This is a genomic window from Pseudonocardia humida, assembly GCF_023898865.1.
Taxonomy (GTDB): domain Bacteria; phylum Actinomycetota; class Actinomycetes; order Mycobacteriales; family Pseudonocardiaceae; genus Pseudonocardia; species Pseudonocardia humida.
In genome coordinates, this window is the sequence record NZ_JAGSOV010000069.1 from 47668 (window position 1) to 68251 (window position 20584).

The window sequence follows — 20584 nt, forward strand, 5'->3', positions numbered from 1 at the left end:
GTCCGCGCACTCGATGGGGCCCCAATGATCCACGTCTGCTCGCTGGCCGAACTCCCCCGCGGCAGCGCCCGCCGCCTCCCGCTCCGCCCCCCGGTGTCGGTCTTCCACACCGAGGACGGCGAGTACTTCGCCATCGACGACACCTGCACCCACCAGGACGCCTCGCTCGCCGACGGCTGGCTGGAGGGCTGCGAGGTGGAGTGCCCGCTGCACGCGGCGATCTTCGACCTGCGCACCGGTGAACCCGATGGGATGCTCGCCCGCGAGCCCGTGCGGACCCATCATGTCGTGGTGAGCGACGAAGCGGTCTACGTGGTCCTGTCCGACACCGAACAGCTCGACGCCGCGTCATGACCGGCCCGCGGGTCGTCGTCATCGGGGCCGGGGTGGTCGGAGCGGCGGTCGCCGACGAGCTGACCGCCCGCGGCTGGACCGGGGTCACCGTGCTCGACCGCGGCGAGCTGCCGCTGCCCGGCGGCTCCAGCTCGCACGCCCCCGGCCTGGTGTTCCAGACCAACCCGTCCAAGACCATGGCCGGCTTCGCCCGCTACACCGTGGAGAAGCTCTGCGGCCTGGAGCTCGACGGCCTGCCCTGCTTCAACCAGGTCGGCGGCCTGGAGGTGGCCACCACCCCGGAGCGGATGGGCGAGCTGGCCCGCCGGCACGGCCTGGCCACCAGCTGGGGCATCGACTCGCGCCTCGTCGAGCCCGACGAGTGCGCCGCCATGCACCCGCTGCTGCCCGCGAGCAGCGTGCTGGGCGGCTTCCACATCCCGACCGACGGGCTGGCCGCCGCGCCGCGCGCGGTCGCCGCGCAACTGGCCCGGGCCGTCGAGCGCGGGGCGACCGTCCGCGGCCGCTGCCGGGTCCTCGACATCACCAGCGCCGGCGGCCGGGTCACCGGCGTCGTCACCGACCAGGGCGAGATCGCCGCCGACCTGGTGGTCTCGGCGACCGGGTTCTGGGGCCCGCGCACGGGGGCGCTGGTCGGGCTGACCGTCCCGCTGCTGCCGATGGCCCACCAGTACGCCCGCACCGGCCCGCTGCCCGAGCTGGCCGGGCGCAACCCCGCCACCACGAACCCGTTCGACGCGTCCGCGCCGATCCTGCGCCACCAGGACCGCGACCTGTACTTCCGCGAGCACGGCGACCGCGTCGGCATCGGCTCCTACGCGCACGACCCGATCCCGGTCGACCTCGACGCGCTGGGCGCCGACCCGATGCCCAGCGTCCTGGAGTTCACCCCGGACGACTTCGCCCCGTCCTGGTCCGACGCCCGCGAGCTGCTGCCCGCGCTCGCCGGCACCGGCGTCGAGGGCGGCATCAACGGCATCTTCTCGTTCACCCCCGACGGCAACCCGCTCATCGGCGAGCACCCCGGACTGTCCGGGTTCTGGGTCGCCGAGGCCGTGTGGGTGACGCACTCGGCGGGCGTCGGGCGGGCACTGGCGCACTGGCTGGTGGCCGGCGAGCCGGACGTCGACCTGCACGAGTGCGACCTCAACCGGTTCGAGCCCGCCCAGCTCACCCCGACGAACGTCGCCGCGCGCAGCACCCGCAACTTCGTCGAGGTCTACGACATCCTGCACCCGCTCGACCCGCCCGCCGTGCAGCGCCCGCTGCGCACCAGCCCGTTCCACGCCCGCCAGGTCGAGCTGGGCGCGGTGTTCGACCAGTCGGCGACCGGCTGGGAGCGCCCGCGCTGGTTCGCCGCCAACGGCGAGCTGCCCGAGGTGGGCAAGATCCCGCCGCGGGGCGAGTGGGCCGCGCGCTGGTGGTCGCCGATCGCCGGGGCCGAGGCGCTGGTCACCCGCGACCGCGTCGCGATGTACGACATGACCCCGCTCAAGCGCCTGGAGGTCACCGGTCCCGGCGCACTCGACCTGCTCGACGGTCTGACCACCAACAACCTGCGCAAGAAGCCGGGCTCGGTCACCTACACGCTGCTGCTGGAGCCCTCCGGCGGCGTGCGCAGCGACCTGACCGTCGCCCGGCTGGGCGAGCAGCACTTCCAGGTCGGTGCCAACTCCAACCTCGACCTCGACCTGCTGCTGCGCGCGGCCGGACCGGACGTGCGCATCACCGACACCACCGGCGGCACCTGCTGCATCGGGCTGTGGGGGCCGAAGGCGCGCGAGGTGCTGTCCGCGGTCACCGCCGACGACGTCTCCGACGCCGGGTTCGGCTACTTCAAGGCCCGCGAGCTGGACGTGGCCGGGGTGCCGGTGCGCGCGCTGCGCGTGTCCTACGTCGGTGAGCTGGGCTGGGAGCTCTACGTGAGCGCCGAGCTGGGCCTGCGGCTGTGGGACGTGCTGTGGGACGCCGGGCGCCGGCACGGGATCATCGCCGCCGGGCGCAGCGCGTTCGACTCGTTGCGCCTGGAGAAGGGCTACCGCTCCGCGGGCGCCGACATGACCACCGAGCACGACCCGTACGAGGCCGGGCTCGGGTTCGCGGTCCGGCCGGGTACCTACCCGGGCGCCGAGGCGCTGGCCGGCAAGCAGGACCCGGCCCGCAGGCTCGTCCCACTGCTGCTGTCCGACCAGACCCAGGTCGTGATGGGCAAGGAGCCGGTCTTCCACGACGGCGCCCCCGTCGGCTACGTGACCAGCGCCGCCTACGGCTACTCGATCGACGCCAGCATCGCCTACGCCTGGCTGCCCGCCGCGGCCGCCGAACCGGGCACCGGCGTGCAGGTGGAGTACTTCGGCGAGCGGCTGGCCGCCGTCGTCGCCACCGAACCCCTCTACGACGCCGAGCGGAAGAAGCTGCGCGGATGACCGCACTGGAGTCCGGCCCGGAGCTGAGCACCGGGACCGGCCCCGGGTCGAGCCTGATCCCGACCCTGCCCGGCTCGGCGTACACCGACCCGGCCGTGTTCGTCGCCGAGCAGGAGCGGATCGTCGAACCGACCTGGGCGTGCGTCGCGTTGGCCGCCGACCTGGACAAGCCGGGCGCGTTCCAGAAGGTGCAGGTCGGCCGGGAGAGCGTGCTGCTCGTCCGCGGCCGCGACGGCGCGATCCGGGCGTTCCTCAACGTGTGCCGCCACCGGGGCGCGCAGCTGTGCACCGAGGAGTCCGGCGCGCTGCGGCGCAACCTGCAGTGCCCGTACCACGCCTGGACCTACGACCTCACCGGCAAGCTCGTCGCGGCGCCCAACCTGACGTCGATGCCCGACGTCGACCGCGTCGAGTACAGGCTGCACAAGGTGCACGTGACCGAGTGGCTCGGCTACGTGTGGGTGTGCCTGGCCGAGCAACCGCCGTCCTTCGACGACGAGGTGCGCGCCGAGGTCACCGAGCGGCTGGGCACGCTGGCCGCGATCGACGCCTACGACATGGGGGAGCTGGCGCTTGGCCGGCGCATCACCTACGACGTCGCGGCCAACTGGAAGCTCATCATCGAGAACTTCATGGAGTGCTACCACTGCGCGACGATCCACCCCGAGCTCACCGCGGTGCTGCCGGAGTTCGCCGACGGCTACGCCGCCCAGTACTACGTCGGCCACGGCGCCGAGTTCGCCCCCGAGGCCCGGGGCTTCACCGTCGACGGCCGCGAGGGCGCCGAGCGCCTGCCCGGCATCGCCGACGACCAGGACCGCCGCTACTACGCCATCACGATCAAGCCCGGCGTGTTCGTCAACCTGGTGCCCGACCACGTCATCGTGCACCGGATGACCCCCCTCGCGGCCGACCGCACCCTGGTCGTCTGCGACTGGCTGTTCGCCCCCGACGCGGTGACGTCGGGCCGCGACCTGGACGCCTCGGTGGAGCTGTTCCACCGGGTCAACGAGCAGGACTTCGCCGCCTGCGAGCGCACCCAGCCGGCGATGAGCAGCCGGGCCTACCGGGCCGGTGGCGTCCTGGTGCCCAGCGAGCACCACATCGGCGGGTTCCACGAGTGGGTGAGCGAACGCCTGGCCTGATCCCCCGGAAACGGTCATGAACCGTGACCGGCTCACCACGGCCGACTTCGACGACGCCCAGCGCCGGTGCGCCAACAAGATCAACGCGCTGTACGGCGGGACGATCTACCGCGCGGACGACGGCGACGGAGTGCTGGAGATCGACGAGTACGGCACCGCGGCCGCGGCGCTGGACGCCGCGGCGGCGAACGGTGCAGTGGCCTGGGGCGGGGTGGCGCAGGCCGCGGAGGACGACGCGGACCTGCTGTCGGACCTCGGGCACCTGGCGCTCGACGTGGTCGGGTCGGTCCCCGTGGTCGGCGAGGTGGCCGACCTGGCCAACGCCGCCTGGTACACGGCCGAAGGCGACTACCTCAACGCCGGACTGTCGGCCGCGGCCGCGGTGCCGCTCGTCGGGTGGGCGGCCACCGGGGGCAAGTTCGCCGTGAAGGGCGTGTACCTCGTCGCCGCGCGCCCGCCGTCCGGCGGACGTCCCGCCCGAGGAGCTGCCCAACCTCCCGGGGGCCGAGGCGGGCGATCCGGTCGGCCCGCGGGCCTGCATCGACGCCGTCCACGGCCTCACGAGCCCGACTGCCGAGCAGCGGCGCACGTGGGCGGGGACGGTGACGCAGTGGACCGACGCCGGCCGGTTCGACGACGACGAGGCCGCCACGATCGCCACGATCCTGGCCTGGGCCGTCCAGGTCGAGCACGGCGACGCGCGGCCCGCCCTGCTGGCCGCGCTGGACGGCCTGGCCCGCCGGGACCGGGTCCCGCCGTGGGCGCTGGAGCAGGTACTGGCCCGCCTGCCCGACAGCGGGCTCGACGAGTCCGAATGCGCTCTGCGGTCGAACCTGGTCACGGCCCTCGGAGCGCACCGCGAGCGCATCCGGACCGATCCGCCGTGACCTCCGTGCCGGGCAGGACCTGGGACGGTCCACACGCAGGCGACCCGATGGACGTGCCGCGCCCGGACTGCGACCGGTGCGACGTCGCCGTGTCGAACCCCGCACCGCTGCTCGGCCCCGAGCCCGGGTACCAGTCGGAGCAGGGGTCGTGACCTGGCGCGGAGCGAGGACCATCGGTCCGGCGAGGTGCCTGTCGACCCTGCACCGGATGACGTGCTCGGACCCGGCCCGCCGGTGCGCGCGTCGCGCTGCTGACCGCGCTCGCCGCCCTGGCCGCCCGCGACCGCGTCCCGCCGTGGGCGCTGGAGCAGGGTGCTCGCCGAGCTGCCGCCCGCCGAGCTCGACGAGGTCGAGCGGCCCCTGCGGGAGGACCTGGCCGTCGCGCTCGCCGGTCACCGCGAGCGGGCGCGCTGACCGGCCCGCACCCGCGTCCGCGCCGCCCACCGGGCCGCCCCCGGCACGGCGCAGCCCGCGACCAGGAAGATCCCGGCCGCCAGCACCCACCCGCCCGGGCCCCACCCGTCGAGCGCGAGGGTGAACAGGCCGGGCCCGACCATCTGCACCGTCGCAGTCGCCGCCTCGGTGGCCCCCTGGTAGGCGCCGCGGTCCTCCTCGCGCATGTACCCCAGCGACAGCGTCCACCCGGCCGCCACGTAGCCCAGCTCCCCGGCCAGGTGCAGCACGCCCGCCCCGACGACCACGGCGGCGGCGACGACGCCAGCGCCCGATCCCGTCGTGGCCAGCAGCAGGCACGCCGCCGCGAGCACCACCCCGGACCAGGCCGCGGTCCGCGCGGCCTGGTCCGGCGTGCGCGCCAGCCGCCCGGCGGGCACCTGGCCCAGCGCGATCCCCACCGAGCTGAGCACGACCATCGCCCCGGACAGCGCGAGCGGCAGGTCGGTGTGCCCGGCGATCCACAGCGGCAGGCCCGTCGACAGCATCGCCCAGCACAGCGACAGCACCGCGGTCACGCCGACCAGCGCGCAGTACGGCCGGTCCCGCAGCACCGACCGCAGGCCCCGGCGCGCCCGCGGCTCCGGGCGACCGGGCGCGGGCACGCCCAGCGTCATCACGGCCAGCACGAGGAACGCGACGACGGTGCCGACGATGGCGACCCGGTAGGCGCCCGGCTGGTCGAGGGCGAGCACGAGCGCGCCCGCCCCGGCGCCGACGGCGTTGCCGGCGTGCTGGGCCACGCGCTGGCCCGCGAGGGCGCGCACGCGGGCGGCCTGCTCGCTCACCAGTCCCGCCACCAGGGCCGTGCGCACCGCGGAGCCGCCGTTGGCCAGGGCCACGAACGCCACGGTGGCCAGCAGGAACACCGGCAGCGACGCGGCCGGCAGGTACCCGGCCATGGCGGCGGCGCGCACGGCGGTGAGCGCGACGAGCAGGCGGCGCGGGTCGAGCCGGTCGGCCAGCGCGCCGATCGGCGCCGCGGCGACCAGCCCGGCCGCCCCGGCGACCGCCATGCCCAGGCCGACGGTGGCGGGGGAGTGGCCGAGCACGCGGGTGAGGTAGAGCGCCCAGATCGTGAACCACAGCCCGTCGCCGATCGCGGAGACGCCGCGCCCCCACAGGAGCCGGCGCAGTCCGACGTCCGCCGCTGTCCGTGTCGCCGCCATCGCGTCACCCTTCACGAGATCGTGAAGGGTGACCGTAGGCTGCTGTGATGCTTCAGGCAACTCTGAATGGTGATAGTGTGACCGGGGTGGCGGGCTGGACGGACCCCGAGGAGCCGGTGCTGGCCTCGGCGACCGCGCTGGCCGCCGAGCTGGCCGACCCGATCCGGCTCACCGCCCTGCAGCTGCTGGCCGCGGAGGGCCCGCACACGATGAGCAGGCTGGTGGCCGCCCTCGAGGTCAGCGCGCCCCGCCTCGGCAACCACCTCGCCCGGCTGCGCGCCGCCGGCCTGGTCGAGGTCGAGCACGCCGGTCGGCACGCCATCTACCGCATCGCCCGCCCCGGCCTGGCCGACGTGCTCGCCGCGCTGTCGCGCTACGCGGGCGACGCGCTCCCCACCGCGCGACCGGGCCGCGAGGTCACCGCCGACGACATCGCGCACACCTGCTACGACCACGCCGCAGGCCGGCTCGGCGTCGCGCTGCTGGGCCACCTCGTCGAGCGCGGCGCCCTGACCGCTCCCGACGGCCGCGACGAGGAGCTGGCGCTGGGACCCGACCCGGCGGCCCTCGCCGCACTCGGCATCGACCCCGCCGCGCTCGACACGGGCCGGCGGAAGCCGGCCACCGCCTGCCTGGACCGCATCCACCGGCTGCCGCACCTCGGCGGTGCGCTCGGGGCGCGGGTGCTCGACCGGCTGGTCGAGCAGGGGTTGCTGGCCCGCGAGGAGGGCACCCGGGTCCTCGTCGTGACCGCCGCGGGCCGGCGCGACCTGCCGCGGATGGTGCCGACCTTCTCGGTGTAGGACCGCGGGAGCCACGGGCCCTCTCCGAGTTCCCCGGGACACCGCGGGCACCGTGTGGTCGCCGCGCACACGTTCTGACGTGCGCGCGGTGGATGCAGGGTGCGCGCGGTGCCGGACGGTGTGCGCGGTGGCGGCATCGCCCGGCCGCGGGCGAGGGTCAGTCGCCGAACCAGCCCATCCGGCGGCTGATCTCGCCGGCCCCGGCCACCAGCGCGTCGATCCGTTCCAGGAGCAGCTCCGGGCCGAGGCGGTAGGACGGCCCGCTGAGGCTCAGGGCCGCGACGACCCGGCCGGAGCCGTCCAGGACCGGTGCCGCGGCGGCGTTGAGGCCGAGCTCGTACTCCTCGCAGGCGATGGCGTAGCCGCGCAGGCGGACCTGCTCGAGGTCGCGCTCCAGGTCCTCGGCGGAGAGCGTGTGCGGCGTCACTGGCGCGGTGCCGCTCGCGGTCAGCACCTTGGCCCGGTGGGCGGGCGCCAGGTTGGCCAGCAGCACCTTGCCGCTGGACGTGCAGTGCAGCGGGGTCAGCCTGCCCACCCAGTTGCGGGTGGCCACGGTGGAGGGCCCGAGTGCCTGGTCGACGTTGACCGCGTAGTGCTCCTGCAGGATCGCCAGGTTGATCGTCTCGCCGAACTCGTCGGCGAGCCTGCGGCACACCTCGCGGCCCTGGCGGGTGATGTCGAGCCGGTCGGAGACCGCGCCGGCCAGCGGGATCAGCCCGAAGCCGAGGCGGTACTTGCCGCGCTCACCGGTCTGCTCGACCAGCCCGCGGCCCTCCAGCGCCCCGAGCAGCCGGAACGCCGTCGACTTGTGCACGTCGATCTCGGCGGCGACATCGCTGACGCCCACCTCGCCGCGCCGGGCGAGGATCTCCAGCACCGAGATCGCCCGGTCGACCGACTGGACACCCCCGTCCCGGCTTCCCGGTCCGCTTTTGTTGCCCATGGCGAAACTATATGCGGCAAATCGAACACCGATGCTTGACGTGGGCAGAACAGGGTGGACGATCTCCTCGTGCCCAGCCTCTACATCGACGGAGCGTGGACCGCGGGGTCCGGCGGCGTCGCGGACGTCGTCAACCCCTTCGACGGGAGCGTGGTCGAGACCGTCGACCAAGCCGGGCCCGACGACGTCGAGCGCGCGGTGGCGGCGGCGCGCGCCGCGTTCGACACGGGGCCCTGGCGGACCACGACGGTGGCCGAGCGCAGCGCGCTGCTGCACCGGGTGGCCGACCTGCTCCAGCGCGACAAGGAGCGGATCGCGCACACCGAGACCCTCGACACCGGCAAGACCCTGCGCGAGAGCCGGATCGACGTCGACGACGTCACGGCCGTCTTCCGCTACTACGCCGACCTCGTCGCCGCGCAGTCGGCCGGGCGGCTGGTCGACACCGGCCAGCCCGCGGTCGTCTCCCGGGTGGTGCACGAGCCGGTCGGCGTCTGCGTGCTGATCACGCCGTGGAACTACCCGCTGCTGCAGCTGTCCTGGAAGGTCGCGCCCGCGCTGGCCGCCGGCAACACCTGCGTGATCAAGCCGAGTGAGGTCACCCCGCTGACCAGCGTGCAGCTGGTCGAGCTGCTGGCCGAGGCCGGCACCCCGCCGGGGGTGGTCAACATCCTGCTCGGCACCGGACCCGCCGTCGGCGCGCCGCTCACCTCGCACGACGACGTCGACATGGTCAGCTTCACCGGCGGCCTGGCCACCGGTCAGGCGATCATCCGGGCGTCCGCGGCGACCGTGAAGCGGGTCGCGGTCGAGCTGGGCGGCAAGAACCCGAACCTGGTGTTCGCCGACGCCGACCTCGAGGCCGCCGTCGACGGCGCGCTGACCGCGGTGTTCCTGCACTCGGGCCAGGTCTGCTCGGCCGGTGCCCGGCTGATCGTCGAGAGCTCGCTGCACGACGAGTTCGTCGCCGAGCTGGCCCGGCGGGCCGAGCTGATCCGGCCGGGCAACGGCCTGACCGAGGACGTCGAGGTCGGGCCGCTGGTCTCGGCGGCGCACCTGGCCAAGATCGAGGGGTTCGTCGAGTCGGCGACGGCCGAGGGGGCCACGCTGGTCACCGGGGGCAGGCGCCCGGACGACCCGGAGCTGGCCGGCGGCTTCTTCTACCTGCCCACGATCTTCACCGACGTCCGCCGGGACATGCGGGTGGTCCGCGAGGAGACCTTCGGCCCGATCCTGACCGTCGAGCGCTTCGAGACCGAGGCCGAGGCCATCGAGCTGGGCAACGACACCGAGTACGGGCTGTCGGGCGGCGTGTGGACGAGCGACGCCGGCCGCGCCGAGCGGGTGTCCGCCGCCCTGCGGCACGGCACCGTGTGGGTCAACGACTTCGGCCCGTACCTCCCGGGGGCCGAGTGGGGTGGGTTCAAGCGCTCCGGCAACGGCCGCGAGCTCGGGCCGACCGGCCTGGCCGAGTACCAGGAGCACAAGCACATCTGGCACAACACCGCGCCGTCGCCGATGCGGTGGTTCCGAGAGGAGTGACGTGGGTTCTTCTCACGACGACGGGCTCGCCGATCTCGGCGACAGCCGGTCGCCGGGCCGCAGCATCGGCGAGTTCGACTACGTGGTGGTCGGCGGCGGGTCGTCGGGGTGCGCGCTGGCCGCGCGGCTGTCCGAGGACCCCGCCGTCACCGTCTGCCTGCTGGAGGCCGGGCCGACGGACGTGGACAACCCGGCGATCCTGCGGCTGACCGACTGGATGGCGCTGCTCGACTCCGGCTTCGACTGGGACTACCTGGTCGAGCCGCAGGAGAACGGCAACTCGTTCCTGCGCCACGCGCGGGCGAAGGTGCTGGGCGGCTGCTCGTCGCACAACTCGTGCATCGCCTTCTGGACCCCGCGCGAGGACCTCGACGAGTGGGCCGCGATGGGCAACACCGGGTGGAGCGCCGACGAGTGCTGGCCGCTCATCCGCCGCCTGGAGACCAACGACGGCCCGTGGGACGGGCACGGCCGCTCGGGCCCGGTCAACCTCATGCAGGTCCAGCCCGACGACCCGTGCGGGGTCGCCGTGCTGGAGGCCGCGGCCGCCGTCGGCCTGCCCACCGTGCGGTTCAACGAGGGCGAGACGGTCTGCGAGGGCGCCGGGTTCTTCCAGATCAACCGGCTGGCCGACGGCACCCGGGCGTCGTCGTCGGTGAGCTACCTGCACCCGGTCATGGCCACCAGGTCGAACCTGGAGGTGATCACCGGCGCCTGGGCCTCGCGCGTGCTGTTCGAGGGCACCCGGGCCAGCGGGGTGGAGTACCAGCAGGACATCGGGCCGGGCAGGCGCACGGTCACCGCGCGCCGCGAGGTGGTCCTGTCCGCGGGCGCGATCGACACCCCGAAGCTGCTCATGCTCTCCGGGATCGGCCCGGCCGAGCACCTGCGCGAGTTCGGGATCGACGTGCTGGTCGACGCCCCCGGCGTCGGCTCCGACCTCGACGACCACGTCGAGGGCCTGGTCATGTGGGACGCGGCCAAGCCGATGGTCGAGAAGTCCACGCAGTGGTGGGAGATCGGGCTGTTCTCCCGCACCGACCCCGGCCTGGACCGGCCCGACCTGATGATGCACTACGGCTCGGTGCCGTTCGACCTGAACACGGTGCGCTGGGGCTACCCGACCACCGACAACGGCTTCTGCCTCACCCCGAACGTCACCCGCGGCCGCTCCCGGGGCACCGTCCGGCTGCGCTCGCGCGACTTCCGCGACCGCGCGCGCGTCGACCCGCGGTACTTCACCGACCCCGAGGGCCACGACATGGCGGTCATGACGGCCGGCATCCGGCTGGCCCGCCGGATCGCCGAGCAGCCCGCGCTGGCGGAGTGGGTGGCCCGCGAACTGGCCCCGGGCCCGGACGCGACCACCGACGACGAGCTCGCCGACTACATCCGCAAGACCCACAACACCGTCTACCACCCGGCCTGCACGGCGCGGATGGGACCGGACGGCGACCCGGGTGCCGTGGTGGACCCCCGACTGCGGGTGCGCGGGGTCGACGGGCTGCGCGTGGCCGACGCCTCGGTCCTGCCGTTCCTGCCGGCGATCAACCCGAACATCACCTGCATGATGATCGGGGAGAAGGCGGCCGACCTGCTGCGCTGACGGTCTTGCCGGACATGTCCGACAACTGCTTCCGCGCTGGTAGCGATAGGCGTGAACCCGCCGCGGCGCCCGCCGCGGGCGGGCCCCTGGGGCCGGAGACCGCCGTCACGGTGCTGACATGGTGCGGTGCTGTTCGCGCGTCGTCGGGGAGCTCCGCGGCTCCATTACAAGATTGCGAAAGATGGAAAGTCACTCACCACCTGGACCCCGCTGACCAAGGGTAGCGGCGGCGGGTTCGTGCTCGACGGGGTCGAGTACCGGATCGACTCCGTCGAGGGTGGCTCGAGCGCCGTGCTCGAGGTCGTCGACGGCCCTTCGGTGGCCCTGGCCGAGGGGCTCGGGCGCACGCCGTGGACGGTGCGGACCCACGACCGCGCCTACACGTTCGACCGCACCCTCGACCGCTGGACCGAGCAGCGGCTGGTCGTGCGCGGGCGCTCGATGGGCGCGGTGCGCCAGGCCGGGCGGTCCGGCCGGCACGCCGAGGCGGAGCTGCCGGAGGTGCCCGACCCGGTCGCGGTGTTCGTCATGGCCCTCGTGCTCGACATGTGGCGGGCCCACACCCGCTGAGGCCGGCCCGGCGGCACCGACGCCGGGCCGGGTCCACCGTCCTCGCCGTCAGCCCAGCCGCACGAGCATCTTCCCGGTGTTGTCGCCGCGCAGCACGCCGATCAGCGCCGCGGGTGCCGAGGCCAGGCCCTCGCGCACGGTCTCGACGCCGCGCAGGCTGCCGTCCACGACCCACGGGGTGGCCAGCGCGCGCCACTCGTCCCACCGGTCGAAGTGGTCGACGACCATCATCCCGCGCAGCGTGATCCGGTTGCCGACGGCGCGGAACAGGTTCGCCGGGCCCGGGCGGGGAGTGGTGGCGTCGTAGCCGCCGATCGCCCCGACCAGGGCCACCCGGCCGCCCACCCGCATCGCCCCGACGGCGGCTTCGAGGTGGTCCCCGCCGACCGCGTCCAGGTAGACGTCGATGCCCTCCGGCGCCGCGGCCGCGAGCTGGGCGTCGATCGGGCCGGCCCGGCGGTCCAGGGCCCGGTCGTAGCCGAACTCCTCGACGAGCCTGCGGGCCTTCTCCGGCCCACCGGCCGAGCCGATCACCCGCGCGGCGCCGAACCGCCGGGCGAGCCGGCCGGCGACCGTGCCGACGGCGCCGGCCGCGGCGGAGACGAACACGACGTCGCCCGGGCGCACCGGCGCCGTCTCGGTCACCGTGATCCACGCCGTCAGCCCGGGCGTGCCGAGCACCCCCAGGTGGGCCTGCGGCGGGACGGTCCCGGCGTCGACGACGACCGCCGCCGCCCCGTCGAGCACGGCGTGCTCGCGCCAGCCGAGCTGGTGCAGCACGGCGGCCCCGACCGGTACGTCCGCCGCGCGGCTCGCGACGACCGTGCCGACCGCGGCGCCGTCGAGCGGCCCGCCCGGGGCGAACGGCGGGATCGCGCCCTCGACGTCGTCCATCCGGCCGCGCATGTAGGGGTCGACCGACATCCACTCGTTGCGGACGAGGACCTGGCCGGGTCCGGGTCCGCTGATCTCGGCGCGGACGAGCTCCAGGTCGTCGGGTCGGAGCTCGCCGACCGGGCGGCGGACGAGCCGTACCTGCGTGGTCACCACCCGCTGCGGGACGGTGCCGGTGTCGCTGTCGAGTGCGGTGTTCGTTTCGGGCATGTCCCCAGCCAACCGCGACCGGCTGAGACGGCCCATGCTTGGACGGCTCCATCCGATGTTCGAGCGTCTAAGGTGGTCGGGTGGACGCGCTGACCGCCCTGTTGAGCGAGGTGCGCGCCGAGGGTGCGCTGTTCGGCCGCAGCTACCTGACCCCGCCGTGGTCGGTGCGGTTCACCGAGGGCCCCGGCCTGACGATGGTCGTGATGCTGCGGCGGTCGGGCTGGGTGGTGCCCGACGACGGTCCACCCGTCGCGGTGGGGGAGGGCGAGGTCGCCGTGGTGACCGGCTCCGCGCCGTTCACCGTCACCGACGACCCCGGTGCCCGCACACCCCCGACCTACCTCGCGCACGGCGACGGCCGCTGCACCACCGGCGACGGCCGCGACATCGGCGACGACCTGCGCCTGGGCGCCCGCACCTGCGGCCCCGACCTCGACGCGCCCGCCGCCGTCCTGACCGGCGGCTTCCAGGTCCGCGGGCGGGTCTCGGCGCGGCTGCTGCACGCGCTGCCGCGCGTGCTCGTGGTGCCGCACGAGGGCGAGCTGTGCGCCGTCCTCGACCTCACCACCGCCGAGATCGAGCGCACCGAGCCGGGCCAGCAGGCCGTGCTCGACCGGCTGCTCGACCTGCTGCTGCTCACCACCCTGCGCACCTGGTTCGCCCAGCCCGGCGCCGACCCGCCCGCCTGGTACCGGGCGTTCGGCGACCCGGTCGTCGGCCCGGTCCTGCGGGCCCTGCACGCCGCCCCGGCGCGGCCGTGGACGGTGGCCGCGCTGGCCACCGAGGCGGGGGTGTCGCGGGCGACGCTGGCGCGGCGGTTCACCGAGCTGGTCGGCGAGCCGCCGATGGCCTACCTGACCGGCTGGCGGCTCTCGTTGGCCGCCGACCTGCTCGCCCGCACGGACGCCACCGTCGACGCCGTCGCCCACCAGGTCGGGTACGGCAGCGCGTTCGGCCTCAGCGTGGCCTTCCAGCGGGTGCACGGTACCCGGCCCAGCCGGTTGCGCGTCGCGGCCGAACTCGCCCCGGCCGATCGCTGACACTCGTCCGCGGCTGTGGTGAGCTGGCGCCATGCTCCACGCGCGGCGGCAGGGGGCGTTCCGCTACAGCTACCTCATCACCGAGGACGGCGGGGTCCCCGTCACGACGCTCACCCAGGGCTTCCGCGACCACGCCGAGTTCGAGCTGGCCGGCGTGGCCTACCGGATGCGGATGTCGGGCATCGTGCGCCGCCAGGCCCTGCTGGAGGACCCGGACGGGCGCCCCGTCGCCGGGGCCGACCGGCTCGGCAGGCGCAGCTGGACGGTGACCGCGCCGGGCTCGTCCCACGAGTTCGAGCGGGTGGGGCTGTTCGGCACCGAGTACGCCCACGTGGTCGAGGGCAGGCGCGTCGGCTCCATCCGGCGCACGGGCTTCTGGCGCACCGGCGCGCAGGCCGACCTGCCCGCGCTGCCGCGGCCGCTGGCGGTGTTCACGTTCGCGGTCGCGCTGGTGACTTGGCAGCAGAACGACGCGGCGAGCTCGGGCTGACGGGCGGGTCGAGCAGCTCGGCGGGGTCGGCCGCGGCGCCGCGCGCGTGCTCCGCGGCGAACGCCGCGGCGCCCAACGCCGCGCTCGCGCGGGCGGTGATGCGGTCGACGTCGCCGCGCTCGGCCGCCGGCAGCGGGAACCCCACCCCGCGGCGCGCGGCCGCCGCCGCGCCCAGCAGCCGGGCCGCGGCGGCCGCGTCGCCGGCCAGCACCAGCGCCCCGGCGAGGCCCTCCCAGGCCAGGGCGTGGGCGCGGGGGTCGGCGAGGCGGCGCGCCACGGCGAGCGCGTCGAGCTGGTGGCGCAGCGCGGCGGCGGCGTCGCCGCGCAGCTCCGCGACGAAGCCCAGCTCGGCCAGGATCAGGTAGTTGCCCGGCTCGTCGGCCAGCCCGCGCTGCCAGCGCAGCACCTCGGTCAGGTGGCGCTCGGCCGCGTCCAGCTCGCCCGCCCGGCGCGCGCCCAGCGCCAGCCCGATCAGGGCGAAGACGCGGCCCGCGGCGAACCCGTGCTCGACGGCCGTGCGCTCGGCCCGCTCGTGCAGCTCGCGGGCCCCGTCGAGGTCGCCGCGCAGCAGGGCCACCCGCCCCAGCCAGGACAGCTGGTAGCTCACCTCGGCCCACAGCCCGAGCCGCTCCGCGGTGCGCAGGCCCGCGCGGTGCTGGTCGACCGCGCCCGCGTAGTCGCCGCCGATCTCGGCCAGCGCCCCGAGCGCGAACGTCGTCTGCACCTGCCCCCAGCCCTCGCCGACCTCGGCGAACAGCGCCGCCGCGCGTTCGGCCGCCGCCCGGGCGCCATCGGCGTCGCCGCGGGCCAGCACCTGCGTGGAGCGGTCGGCGAGGGCGGCGCCCATGCCCCAGCGGTCGCCGACGGCCTCGAACGCGCGCAGGGCGTCGTCGGTGAGGCGGGTGGCCGCGCGCATGTCACCGACGGTGGTCAGGACGTAGCCGAGGAACCAGCGGGCGCGGGCGTCCGCGCCGACGTCGTCGCCGGTCAGGGGCGGGACGAGGGCGGGAGGGGGCGCGTCGCCGTCCAGGACGCGCAGCGCGGCCAGCCAGGCCGCGGCGCGGGCCCGCGCGCCGTCGTCCGGACCCGGCCGCGCCAGGGCCCGCCGCAGCTCGCGCTCGGCCTCGCCGAGGCGCCCGCGCAGGAACCGGTACCAGGTCAGCGCGCCGGCCAGGCGCAGCGCCGCGGCGGCGTCGCCGCCGGGTCGGCACAGGTGATCGGCGGCCGCGCGCAGGTTCGCCGCCTCCCGGTCGAGCAGCTCCAGCGCCGCGCCCTGCCCGCGGCCGTGCAAGGCGGGCGCCGCGCCCTCGGCGAGCGCCAGGAAGTGCGCGGCGTGCCGGTCGCGCGCGGCGTCGTGCTCCCCGGCCTCGCGCAGCCGGTCGAGCCCGTACGCGGCGACCGTCTCCAGCAGCCGGAACCGGGGCCGCGGCCCGTCCGGGCGGCTGACCACCAGCGACCGGTCGACCAGCCGGGCGAGCACGTCGAGCACGTCGGCGGGGGCGACGTCCGGGCCCGCGCAGACGGCCTCGGCCGCGGCCAGGTCGCAGCCCTCCGGGTGCACGGCCAGCCTGCGCAGCACGGCGCGCTCGTCGTCGGTGAGCAGCCGCCAGCTCCAGTCGATCACCGCGCGCAGGGTTCGCTGCCGCTCGGGGACACCCCGGCGCCCGGTGGAGAGCAGCCGGAACCGGTCGTCCAGGCGCCCCAGGACGCCCTGCGCGCCGAGCGCGCGCACCCGGCCCGCGGCCAGCTCCAGGGCCAGCGGGAGCCCGTCGAGCCGACGGCAGATCGCCGCCACGACGGGCGCGGTGGCGGCGTCGAGGACGAAGCCGGGCGCGGCCGCGGCGGCCCGGTCGGCGAACAGCGCGACCGCCGCGAACTCCTCCGGGCGGTCGTCGCCGGGCGGGGGAACGGCCAGCGGCCGCACTTCGCGCAGCACCTCGCCCCCGGTTCCGAGCGGCTCGCGGCTGGTGGCGAGCACGCGCAGGCCCGGGGCCGCGGCCAGCAGCCGGGGCACGAGCGCGGCCACCGGCTCGACGACCTGCTCGCAGTCGTCGAGCACCAGCACCAGCTCGCGGGTGCGCAGCGCGGAGCCCAACCGCTCGTCGAGGTCGGCCGGGCCGTCGTGCACACCGAGGGCCGCGGCCACGGCCTCGGCGACCCCGCCCGTCCCGGCGGGACCGGCCCGGTCGAGCCCGGCCAGCTCGACGACCACCACCTCCCCGGGCAGGGAGTCGGCCACCGCCAGGGCCAGCCGCGTCTTCCCGACGCCGCCGGGACCGGTCAGGGTGACCAGCCGGTGGGCGGCGAGCGCGGCCCGCACGTCGCGGACGTCGTCGGTCCGGCCGAAGAGCGCGGTCAGCGGGGCGGGCGGCGCGGCGGGGAGGCGGGCCGGGCGCGGCGGTGGGGGAGCGGGGGCGTCCAGCGCCGGGTCCTGGGCCAGGATCGCCGCCTGCAGCCGGGCCAGCTCCGCGCCGGGCTCCAGCCCGGACCGCTCGACCAGCCGGGCCCGCAGGGCGGCGTGCACGTCCAGCGCGGCGTCCTGGCGGCCGGCGCGGTGGAGCGCGCGCATGAGCAGCCCGTGCAGCCGCTCGTGGGTCGGGTGGGCGGCGGCGAGTTCGGTCAGCTCGCCGACCAGCGCCGCACCGCCGCCGGTGGCCAGCGCGGCGTCCGCGCGGTCCAGCGCGGCGGCCAGGCGCTCCCCGTCGAGCCGGGCCGCGGCGGCCACCGCGAACGGCCGGTCGGCCAGGTCGGCCAGCGCCGCGCCGCGCCACAGGCCGAGCGCCCGGTCCAGGAGCCCGACCCGATCGGCCGGTGCGGCCGCGCGGGCCCGCGCGACAAGGGCGCGGAACTCGTGCGCGTCCAGCTCGTCGGGGCCGAGCGGCAGCAGGTAGCCGCCCGGACGGCGCAGCACGCTCCCGGCGCCGCCGAGGGCCCGGCGCAGCTGCGAGACCTTCGTCTGCAGGGTGTTGGTCGGGTCGCCCGGAGGCAGGCCGCCCCAGAGCGCCTCGACGAGCCGGTCGGGCGCGACCGGACCGCCCTCGGCCAGCAGCAGCGCGGCCAGCAGCGCGCGCACCTTGGGCTCGCGCACCGGCACGGGAGTGCCGTCGGCGGCCCACACGGCCAGCGGGCCGAGCACCCCGAAGCGCACCGCCCCACGGTAGCCGTGCGCGGTTCGTGCGTGATCCGTGCGCGGCGCCGCGCAGCCTCGTGGGCATGGCAGGACAGACCGACGACAGCAAGCGGGACGTCACCGTCCTGGGCTTGGGGACCATGGGCCGGGCGCTCGCGGGCGCCCTGCTGGCCGGGGGAGCCCGGGTGACGGTGTGGAACAGGACGCCGGGTCGCGAGGGCGATCTGGTGGCCGGCGGTGCGGTGGCGGCGGCCTCGGCCGCGGAGGCGGTGGCGGCGAGCCGGACGGTGGTCGTCTGCCTGCTCGACCACGCCTCGGTGCACGAGGTGCTCGACCCGGTGGCCGACCGGCTCGCCGGCCGGGTGCTGGTCGAGCTGACCAACGGCAGCCCCGAGCAGGCCGGGGAGCTGGCCGGGTGGGCCGGTCGGCACGGCGTCGAGCTGCTCAGCGGCGGGATCATGGCCGTGCCGCCGATGATCGGGACGCCGGCCGCGTTCGTGCTCTACAGCGGGTCGCGGGCGGTGTTCGAGGAGCAGCGACCGCTGCTCGACCTGCTGGGCGAGAGCGTGTTCGCCGGCGAGGAGCCCGGCCGGGCGGCGCTGCAGGACCTGGCCCTGCTCAGCGCCATGTACGGCATGTTCGGCGGCGTCCTGCACGCCTACGCCCTCGCTGGTGCGGGCGGGGTGGCCGCGGGGGAGCTCGCGCCGCTGCTGCGCCGGTGGCTGGGCGCGATGAGCGACTTCGTCGACGGGGCCGCCGCGCAGATCGACAGCGGCGACCACGCCCGCGACGTCGTCTCCAACCTGGCCATGCAGGCCGCCGCCTACCCGGGCCTGGTCGCGGTCTCCCGGGCCCACGGCGTCGACCCGGCCCTGCTCACCCCGCTCGGCGAGCTGATGCGCCGCCGGGTCGACGACGGGCACGGGCACGAGGACATCACCGGAGTCGTCGAGCTGCTCCGCACGCGGGAGGGCTCCCGATGACCAACGACCGGACCGCCGTCGCGATGATCGGACTCGGCCCGATGGGCCAGGCGATGACCCGGGCGCTGCTGGCCGCCGGGCACCCGGTGACGGTGTGGAACCGCACCGCCGCGCGGGCCGATGGCGTGGTCGCGGCGGGTGCGGCGCGGGCCGCGACGCCGTCGGACGCGCTGGGCGCCGCCGAGCTGGTGGTCCTCAGCCTGACCGACTACGCCGCCATGTACGACATCCTGAGCGGCCACGAGGACGCCCTCGCCGGGCGCACGGTCGTCAACCTCAGCTCGGACACCCCGGACCGGACCCGGGAGGCCGCGCGCTGGTTCACCGAGCGCGGCGCCCGGCTGCTGGTGGGCGGGATCATGGTGCCGGCCGAGGTGGTCGGCACGCCGGACGCGTTCGTCTACTACAGCGGGCCGCGCGAGGTCCTCGACGCCCACGCGGCGGCGCTGGGCGTCATCGGGCGCCCCGAGTACCTGGGGGCCGACCCAGGGCTGGCGCAGCTCTACTACCAGGCCGTCATCCACTGCTTCCTGAGCGCCCTGGCCGCGTTCCTGCACGCCAGCGCGATGGTCGCGACGGCCGGGGTGAGCGCGAAGGAGTTCCTGCCCCATGCCGTCGCGATGGCCGACTCCATCTCGTCCTACCTGCCAGAAGCCGCCGGCGAGTTCGACGCCCGCGACTACCCCGGCGAGCAGGCGAGCGTGGCGATGATGGGCGCGGGGGCCGAGCACGTCCTGGAGACGTCCCGCGCCGCGGGCGTCGACACCACGCTGCCCGAGGCGGTGGCCTCCCTCTACCGCCGCGCCGTCGCCGCCGGGCACGGTGCCCGGGGCTGGACGGTGCTGTCCGAGGTGGTCCGGCACGACCTCACTGGTAGGTGACGACGACCGGGGACGTGGGGCCGATCTGCACGGTCTGCTCGGGGGTGAGCACGGGGGTGTCCTCGTCGAGGAAGTTCTTCCAGCCCCACTGGACGTCGGTCGGGGCGCCCTCCAGCAGCCGGTTCCAGGTCTTGAGCTTGTCCTCGGTCGGGCCGAAGCCGTCGGCGTGCAGGACGACGGCCAGCTCGGGGCGGGTGCTGTCCAGCCGCTCCCGGCCCTTGATCATCTCCAGTCGGAACTGGTGGACCATCAGCACCTTCTGCGGCAGGCCGCGGTCGCGGGTGAAGTCGGCGAGCCAGGTCGCCACCCGGTTGACCTCCTCGACGTCGACCGAGCCCACCTGCTTGCGGTGGCGCTGGTCGGGGCGCAGCCGCCACTCCGGGTCCAGCGCCAGCCCGACGTGCGGCTGCGCGAGCAGGTCGGCGTAGCGCTGGGCCTGGGTGAGGAAGTCGGCGCGCCCGGGCTGCAGGTCGAGCAGCACGTAGCCGCCGGCGGCGCCGACCGCCTCGACCCACGGGCGCAGGTCCTCGAGGTCGGCCTCGTTGGAGTAGTCGCCGTCGGCGCCCGCGCTCTCGGAGGCGACGGTGGCGATGATCTCGAAGGTGGGCAGCACCTTCTCCGGGACCAGCGCCTGGTACTGCGCGGCGACGTCCTGGGCGCGGCGCACGGCGGCGGGCAGGTCCTGCTCGCCGAGCGCGCCCAGCGCGACCGAGCCGGGGTGGCCGTAGAGCGCGACGAGCCTGCGCCCGGGGAAGAGCGGCTCGCCCGGGGCGGGCAGCGCGGCCGCCGCGCCCTCGGCGGTGGCGCTCGTGGTGGGCGTCGGGGGGCCCGTCGGGGTCGCGGCGGGCGCCTGCGGGGAGGTGGTCAGGGCCGGGTCGGGTGGCGCGGCCGGCTCGGGGCCGGGGGAGCACCCCGCCGAGACGATCGCCGAGATGATCAGGGTGCCGGCCAGGGCCGCCACCCCCGTGCGGAGCCGCCGTGCGCCGAGTCGTGCCATCGGGTGCGACGGTAGGGCACGGCGACCCGCTCCGCTGCGACCGCGCGCCGGTCGGCGGCGG

17 protein-coding genes are annotated in these 20584 nt (G+C 75.9%); 12 read left to right on the forward strand and 5 right to left on the reverse strand.

Annotation, left to right across the window (positions count from 1 at the left end; genetic code table 11):
- The first annotated feature begins 24 nt into the window (after positions 1-24).
- The 4 genes from KDL28_RS31900 to KDL28_RS31915 all read left to right on the forward strand — a co-directional run bounded on the left by KDL28_RS31900 (position 25) and on the right by KDL28_RS31915 (position 4812).
- A complete protein-coding gene (locus KDL28_RS31900) occupies positions 25-354 on the forward strand; it encodes a bifunctional 3-phenylpropionate/cinnamic acid dioxygenase ferredoxin subunit (RefSeq protein WP_252444505.1) in 330 nt (109 codons plus the stop codon).
- Complete coding sequence (locus KDL28_RS31905) at positions 351-2780, forward strand: GcvT family protein (RefSeq protein ID WP_252444507.1); 2430 nt, start codon at positions 351-353, stop codon at positions 2778-2780. The genes KDL28_RS31900 and KDL28_RS31905 overlap by 4 nt, the downstream gene beginning before the upstream one ends.
- A complete protein-coding gene (locus KDL28_RS31910) occupies positions 2777-3925 on the forward strand; it encodes an aromatic ring-hydroxylating oxygenase subunit alpha (protein WP_252444509.1) in 1149 nt (382 codons plus the stop codon). The genes KDL28_RS31905 and KDL28_RS31910 overlap by 4 nt, the downstream gene beginning before the upstream one ends.
- Positions 3926-4527: 602 nt before the next feature.
- Positions 4528-4812 (forward strand): hypothetical protein, encoded by a 285-nt coding sequence (locus tag KDL28_RS31915; protein WP_252444511.1) that lies wholly within the window; start codon positions 4528-4530, stop codon positions 4810-4812.
- Positions 4813-5204: 392 nt separating this feature from the next.
- Here KDL28_RS31915 and KDL28_RS31920 read toward each other — a convergent pair whose 3' ends face one another.
- Positions 5205-6434: an MFS transporter gene (locus tag KDL28_RS31920; protein WP_252444513.1), complete on the reverse strand. Its 1230-nt coding sequence runs from the start codon at positions 6432-6434 to the stop codon at positions 5205-5207.
- 86 nt (positions 6435-6520) lie between these two features.
- Here KDL28_RS31920 and KDL28_RS31925 point away from each other — a divergent pair, with 86 nt between their 5' ends.
- Positions 6521-7237 (forward strand): ArsR/SmtB family transcription factor, encoded by a 717-nt coding sequence (locus KDL28_RS31925; protein WP_252444514.1) that lies wholly within the window; start codon positions 6521-6523, stop codon positions 7235-7237.
- A 157-nt stretch (positions 7238-7394) separates the two neighbouring features.
- Here the strand turns inward: KDL28_RS31925 and KDL28_RS31930 are convergent, their stop codons facing one another.
- Positions 7395-8180: an IclR family transcriptional regulator gene (locus KDL28_RS31930; protein ID WP_252444516.1), complete on the reverse strand. Its 786-nt coding sequence runs from the start codon at positions 8178-8180 to the stop codon at positions 7395-7397.
- Between the two features lie 69 nt (positions 8181-8249).
- Between KDL28_RS31930 and KDL28_RS31935 the strand changes: the two genes are divergently transcribed.
- From KDL28_RS31935 to KDL28_RS31945, 3 genes are all read left to right on the forward strand, one after another.
- Positions 8250-9722 (forward strand): aldehyde dehydrogenase family protein, encoded by a 1473-nt coding sequence (locus KDL28_RS31935; RefSeq protein ID WP_252444610.1) that lies wholly within the window; start codon positions 8250-8252, stop codon positions 9720-9722.
- 64 nt (positions 9723-9786) lie between these two features.
- On the forward strand, positions 9787-11328 hold the full coding sequence (locus KDL28_RS31940; RefSeq protein WP_252444611.1) for a GMC family oxidoreductase: 1542 nt from the start codon (positions 9787-9789) through the stop codon (positions 11326-11328).
- Between the two features lie 237 nt (positions 11329-11565).
- Positions 11566-11898, forward strand: a complete 333-nt coding sequence (locus KDL28_RS31945; protein WP_252444517.1) for a hypothetical protein — start codon at positions 11566-11568, stop codon at positions 11896-11898.
- A 48-nt stretch (positions 11899-11946) separates the two neighbouring features.
- Here KDL28_RS31945 and KDL28_RS31950 read toward each other — a convergent pair whose 3' ends face one another.
- On the reverse strand, positions 11947-13002 hold the full coding sequence (locus KDL28_RS31950) for an NADP-dependent oxidoreductase (protein ID WP_252444519.1): 1056 nt from the start codon (positions 13000-13002) through the stop codon (positions 11947-11949).
- An 80-nt stretch (positions 13003-13082) separates the two neighbouring features.
- Between KDL28_RS31950 and KDL28_RS31955 the strand changes: the two genes are divergently transcribed.
- Together KDL28_RS31955 and KDL28_RS31960 are read left to right on the forward strand one after the other, a co-directional pair.
- Positions 13083-14042 (forward strand): AraC family transcriptional regulator, encoded by a 960-nt coding sequence (locus KDL28_RS31955; RefSeq protein WP_252444521.1) that lies wholly within the window; start codon positions 13083-13085, stop codon positions 14040-14042.
- Positions 14043-14073: 31 nt separating this feature from the next.
- Positions 14074-14532, forward strand: a complete 459-nt coding sequence (locus tag KDL28_RS31960; RefSeq protein WP_252444523.1) for a hypothetical protein — start codon at positions 14074-14076, stop codon at positions 14530-14532.
- Here the strand turns inward: KDL28_RS31960 and KDL28_RS31965 are convergent.
- The gene (locus KDL28_RS31965; RefSeq protein ID WP_252444525.1) at positions 14474-17680 is read right to left on the reverse strand and encodes an AfsR/SARP family transcriptional regulator; all 3207 of its coding nucleotides are present in this window, start codon (positions 17678-17680) and stop codon (positions 14474-14476) included. The genes KDL28_RS31960 and KDL28_RS31965 overlap by 59 nt on opposite strands.
- A 65-nt stretch (positions 17681-17745) precedes the next feature.
- Here KDL28_RS31965 and KDL28_RS31970 point away from each other — a divergent pair, with 65 nt between their 5' ends.
- Positions 17746-18645 (forward strand): imine reductase family protein, encoded by a 900-nt coding sequence (locus KDL28_RS31970; RefSeq protein WP_252444527.1) that lies wholly within the window; start codon positions 17746-17748, stop codon positions 18643-18645.
- Complete coding sequence (locus KDL28_RS31975; RefSeq protein ID WP_252444529.1) at positions 18642-19526, forward strand: NAD(P)-dependent oxidoreductase; 885 nt, start codon at positions 18642-18644, stop codon at positions 19524-19526. Before KDL28_RS31970 ends, KDL28_RS31975 begins: the two co-directional genes overlap by 4 nt.
- Here KDL28_RS31975 and KDL28_RS31980 read toward each other — a convergent pair.
- Positions 19513-20523: a hypothetical protein gene (locus KDL28_RS31980; RefSeq protein WP_252444531.1), complete on the reverse strand. Its 1011-nt coding sequence runs from the start codon at positions 20521-20523 to the stop codon at positions 19513-19515. The genes KDL28_RS31975 and KDL28_RS31980 overlap by 14 nt on opposite strands.
- Positions 20524-20584 lie beyond the last annotated feature (61 nt).

Excerpts from the sequence above, each read along its gene's own strand:
- KDL28_RS31900 (WP_252444505.1), top strand. The coding sequence starts at position 25 with ATGATCCACGTCTGCTCGCTGGCCGAACTCCCCCGCGGCAGCGCCCGC.
- KDL28_RS31905 (WP_252444507.1), top strand. The coding sequence starts at position 351 with ATGACCGGCCCGCGGGTCGTCGTCATCGGGGCCGGGGTGGTCGGAGCG.
- KDL28_RS31910 (WP_252444509.1), top strand. The coding sequence starts at position 2,777 with ATGACCGCACTGGAGTCCGGCCCGGAGCTGAGCACCGGGACCGGCCCC.
- KDL28_RS31920 (WP_252444513.1), bottom strand. The coding sequence starts at position 6,434 with ATGGCGGCGACACGGACAGCGGCGGACGTCGGACTGCGCCGGCTCCTG.
- KDL28_RS31930 (WP_252444516.1), bottom strand. The coding sequence starts at position 8,180 with ATGGGCAACAAAAGCGGACCGGGAAGCCGGGACGGGGGTGTCCAGTCG.
- KDL28_RS31950 (WP_252444519.1), bottom strand. The coding sequence starts at position 13,002 with ATGCCCGAAACGAACACCGCACTCGACAGCGACACCGGCACCGTCCCG.
- KDL28_RS31960 (WP_252444523.1), top strand. The coding sequence starts at position 14,074 with ATGCTCCACGCGCGGCGGCAGGGGGCGTTCCGCTACAGCTACCTCATC.
- KDL28_RS31970 (WP_252444527.1), top strand. The coding sequence starts at position 17,746 with ATGGCAGGACAGACCGACGACAGCAAGCGGGACGTCACCGTCCTGGGC.
- KDL28_RS31975 (WP_252444529.1), top strand. The coding sequence starts at position 18,642 with ATGACCAACGACCGGACCGCCGTCGCGATGATCGGACTCGGCCCGATG.
- KDL28_RS31980 (WP_252444531.1), bottom strand. The coding sequence starts at position 20,523 with ATGGCACGACTCGGCGCACGGCGGCTCCGCACGGGGGTGGCGGCCCTG.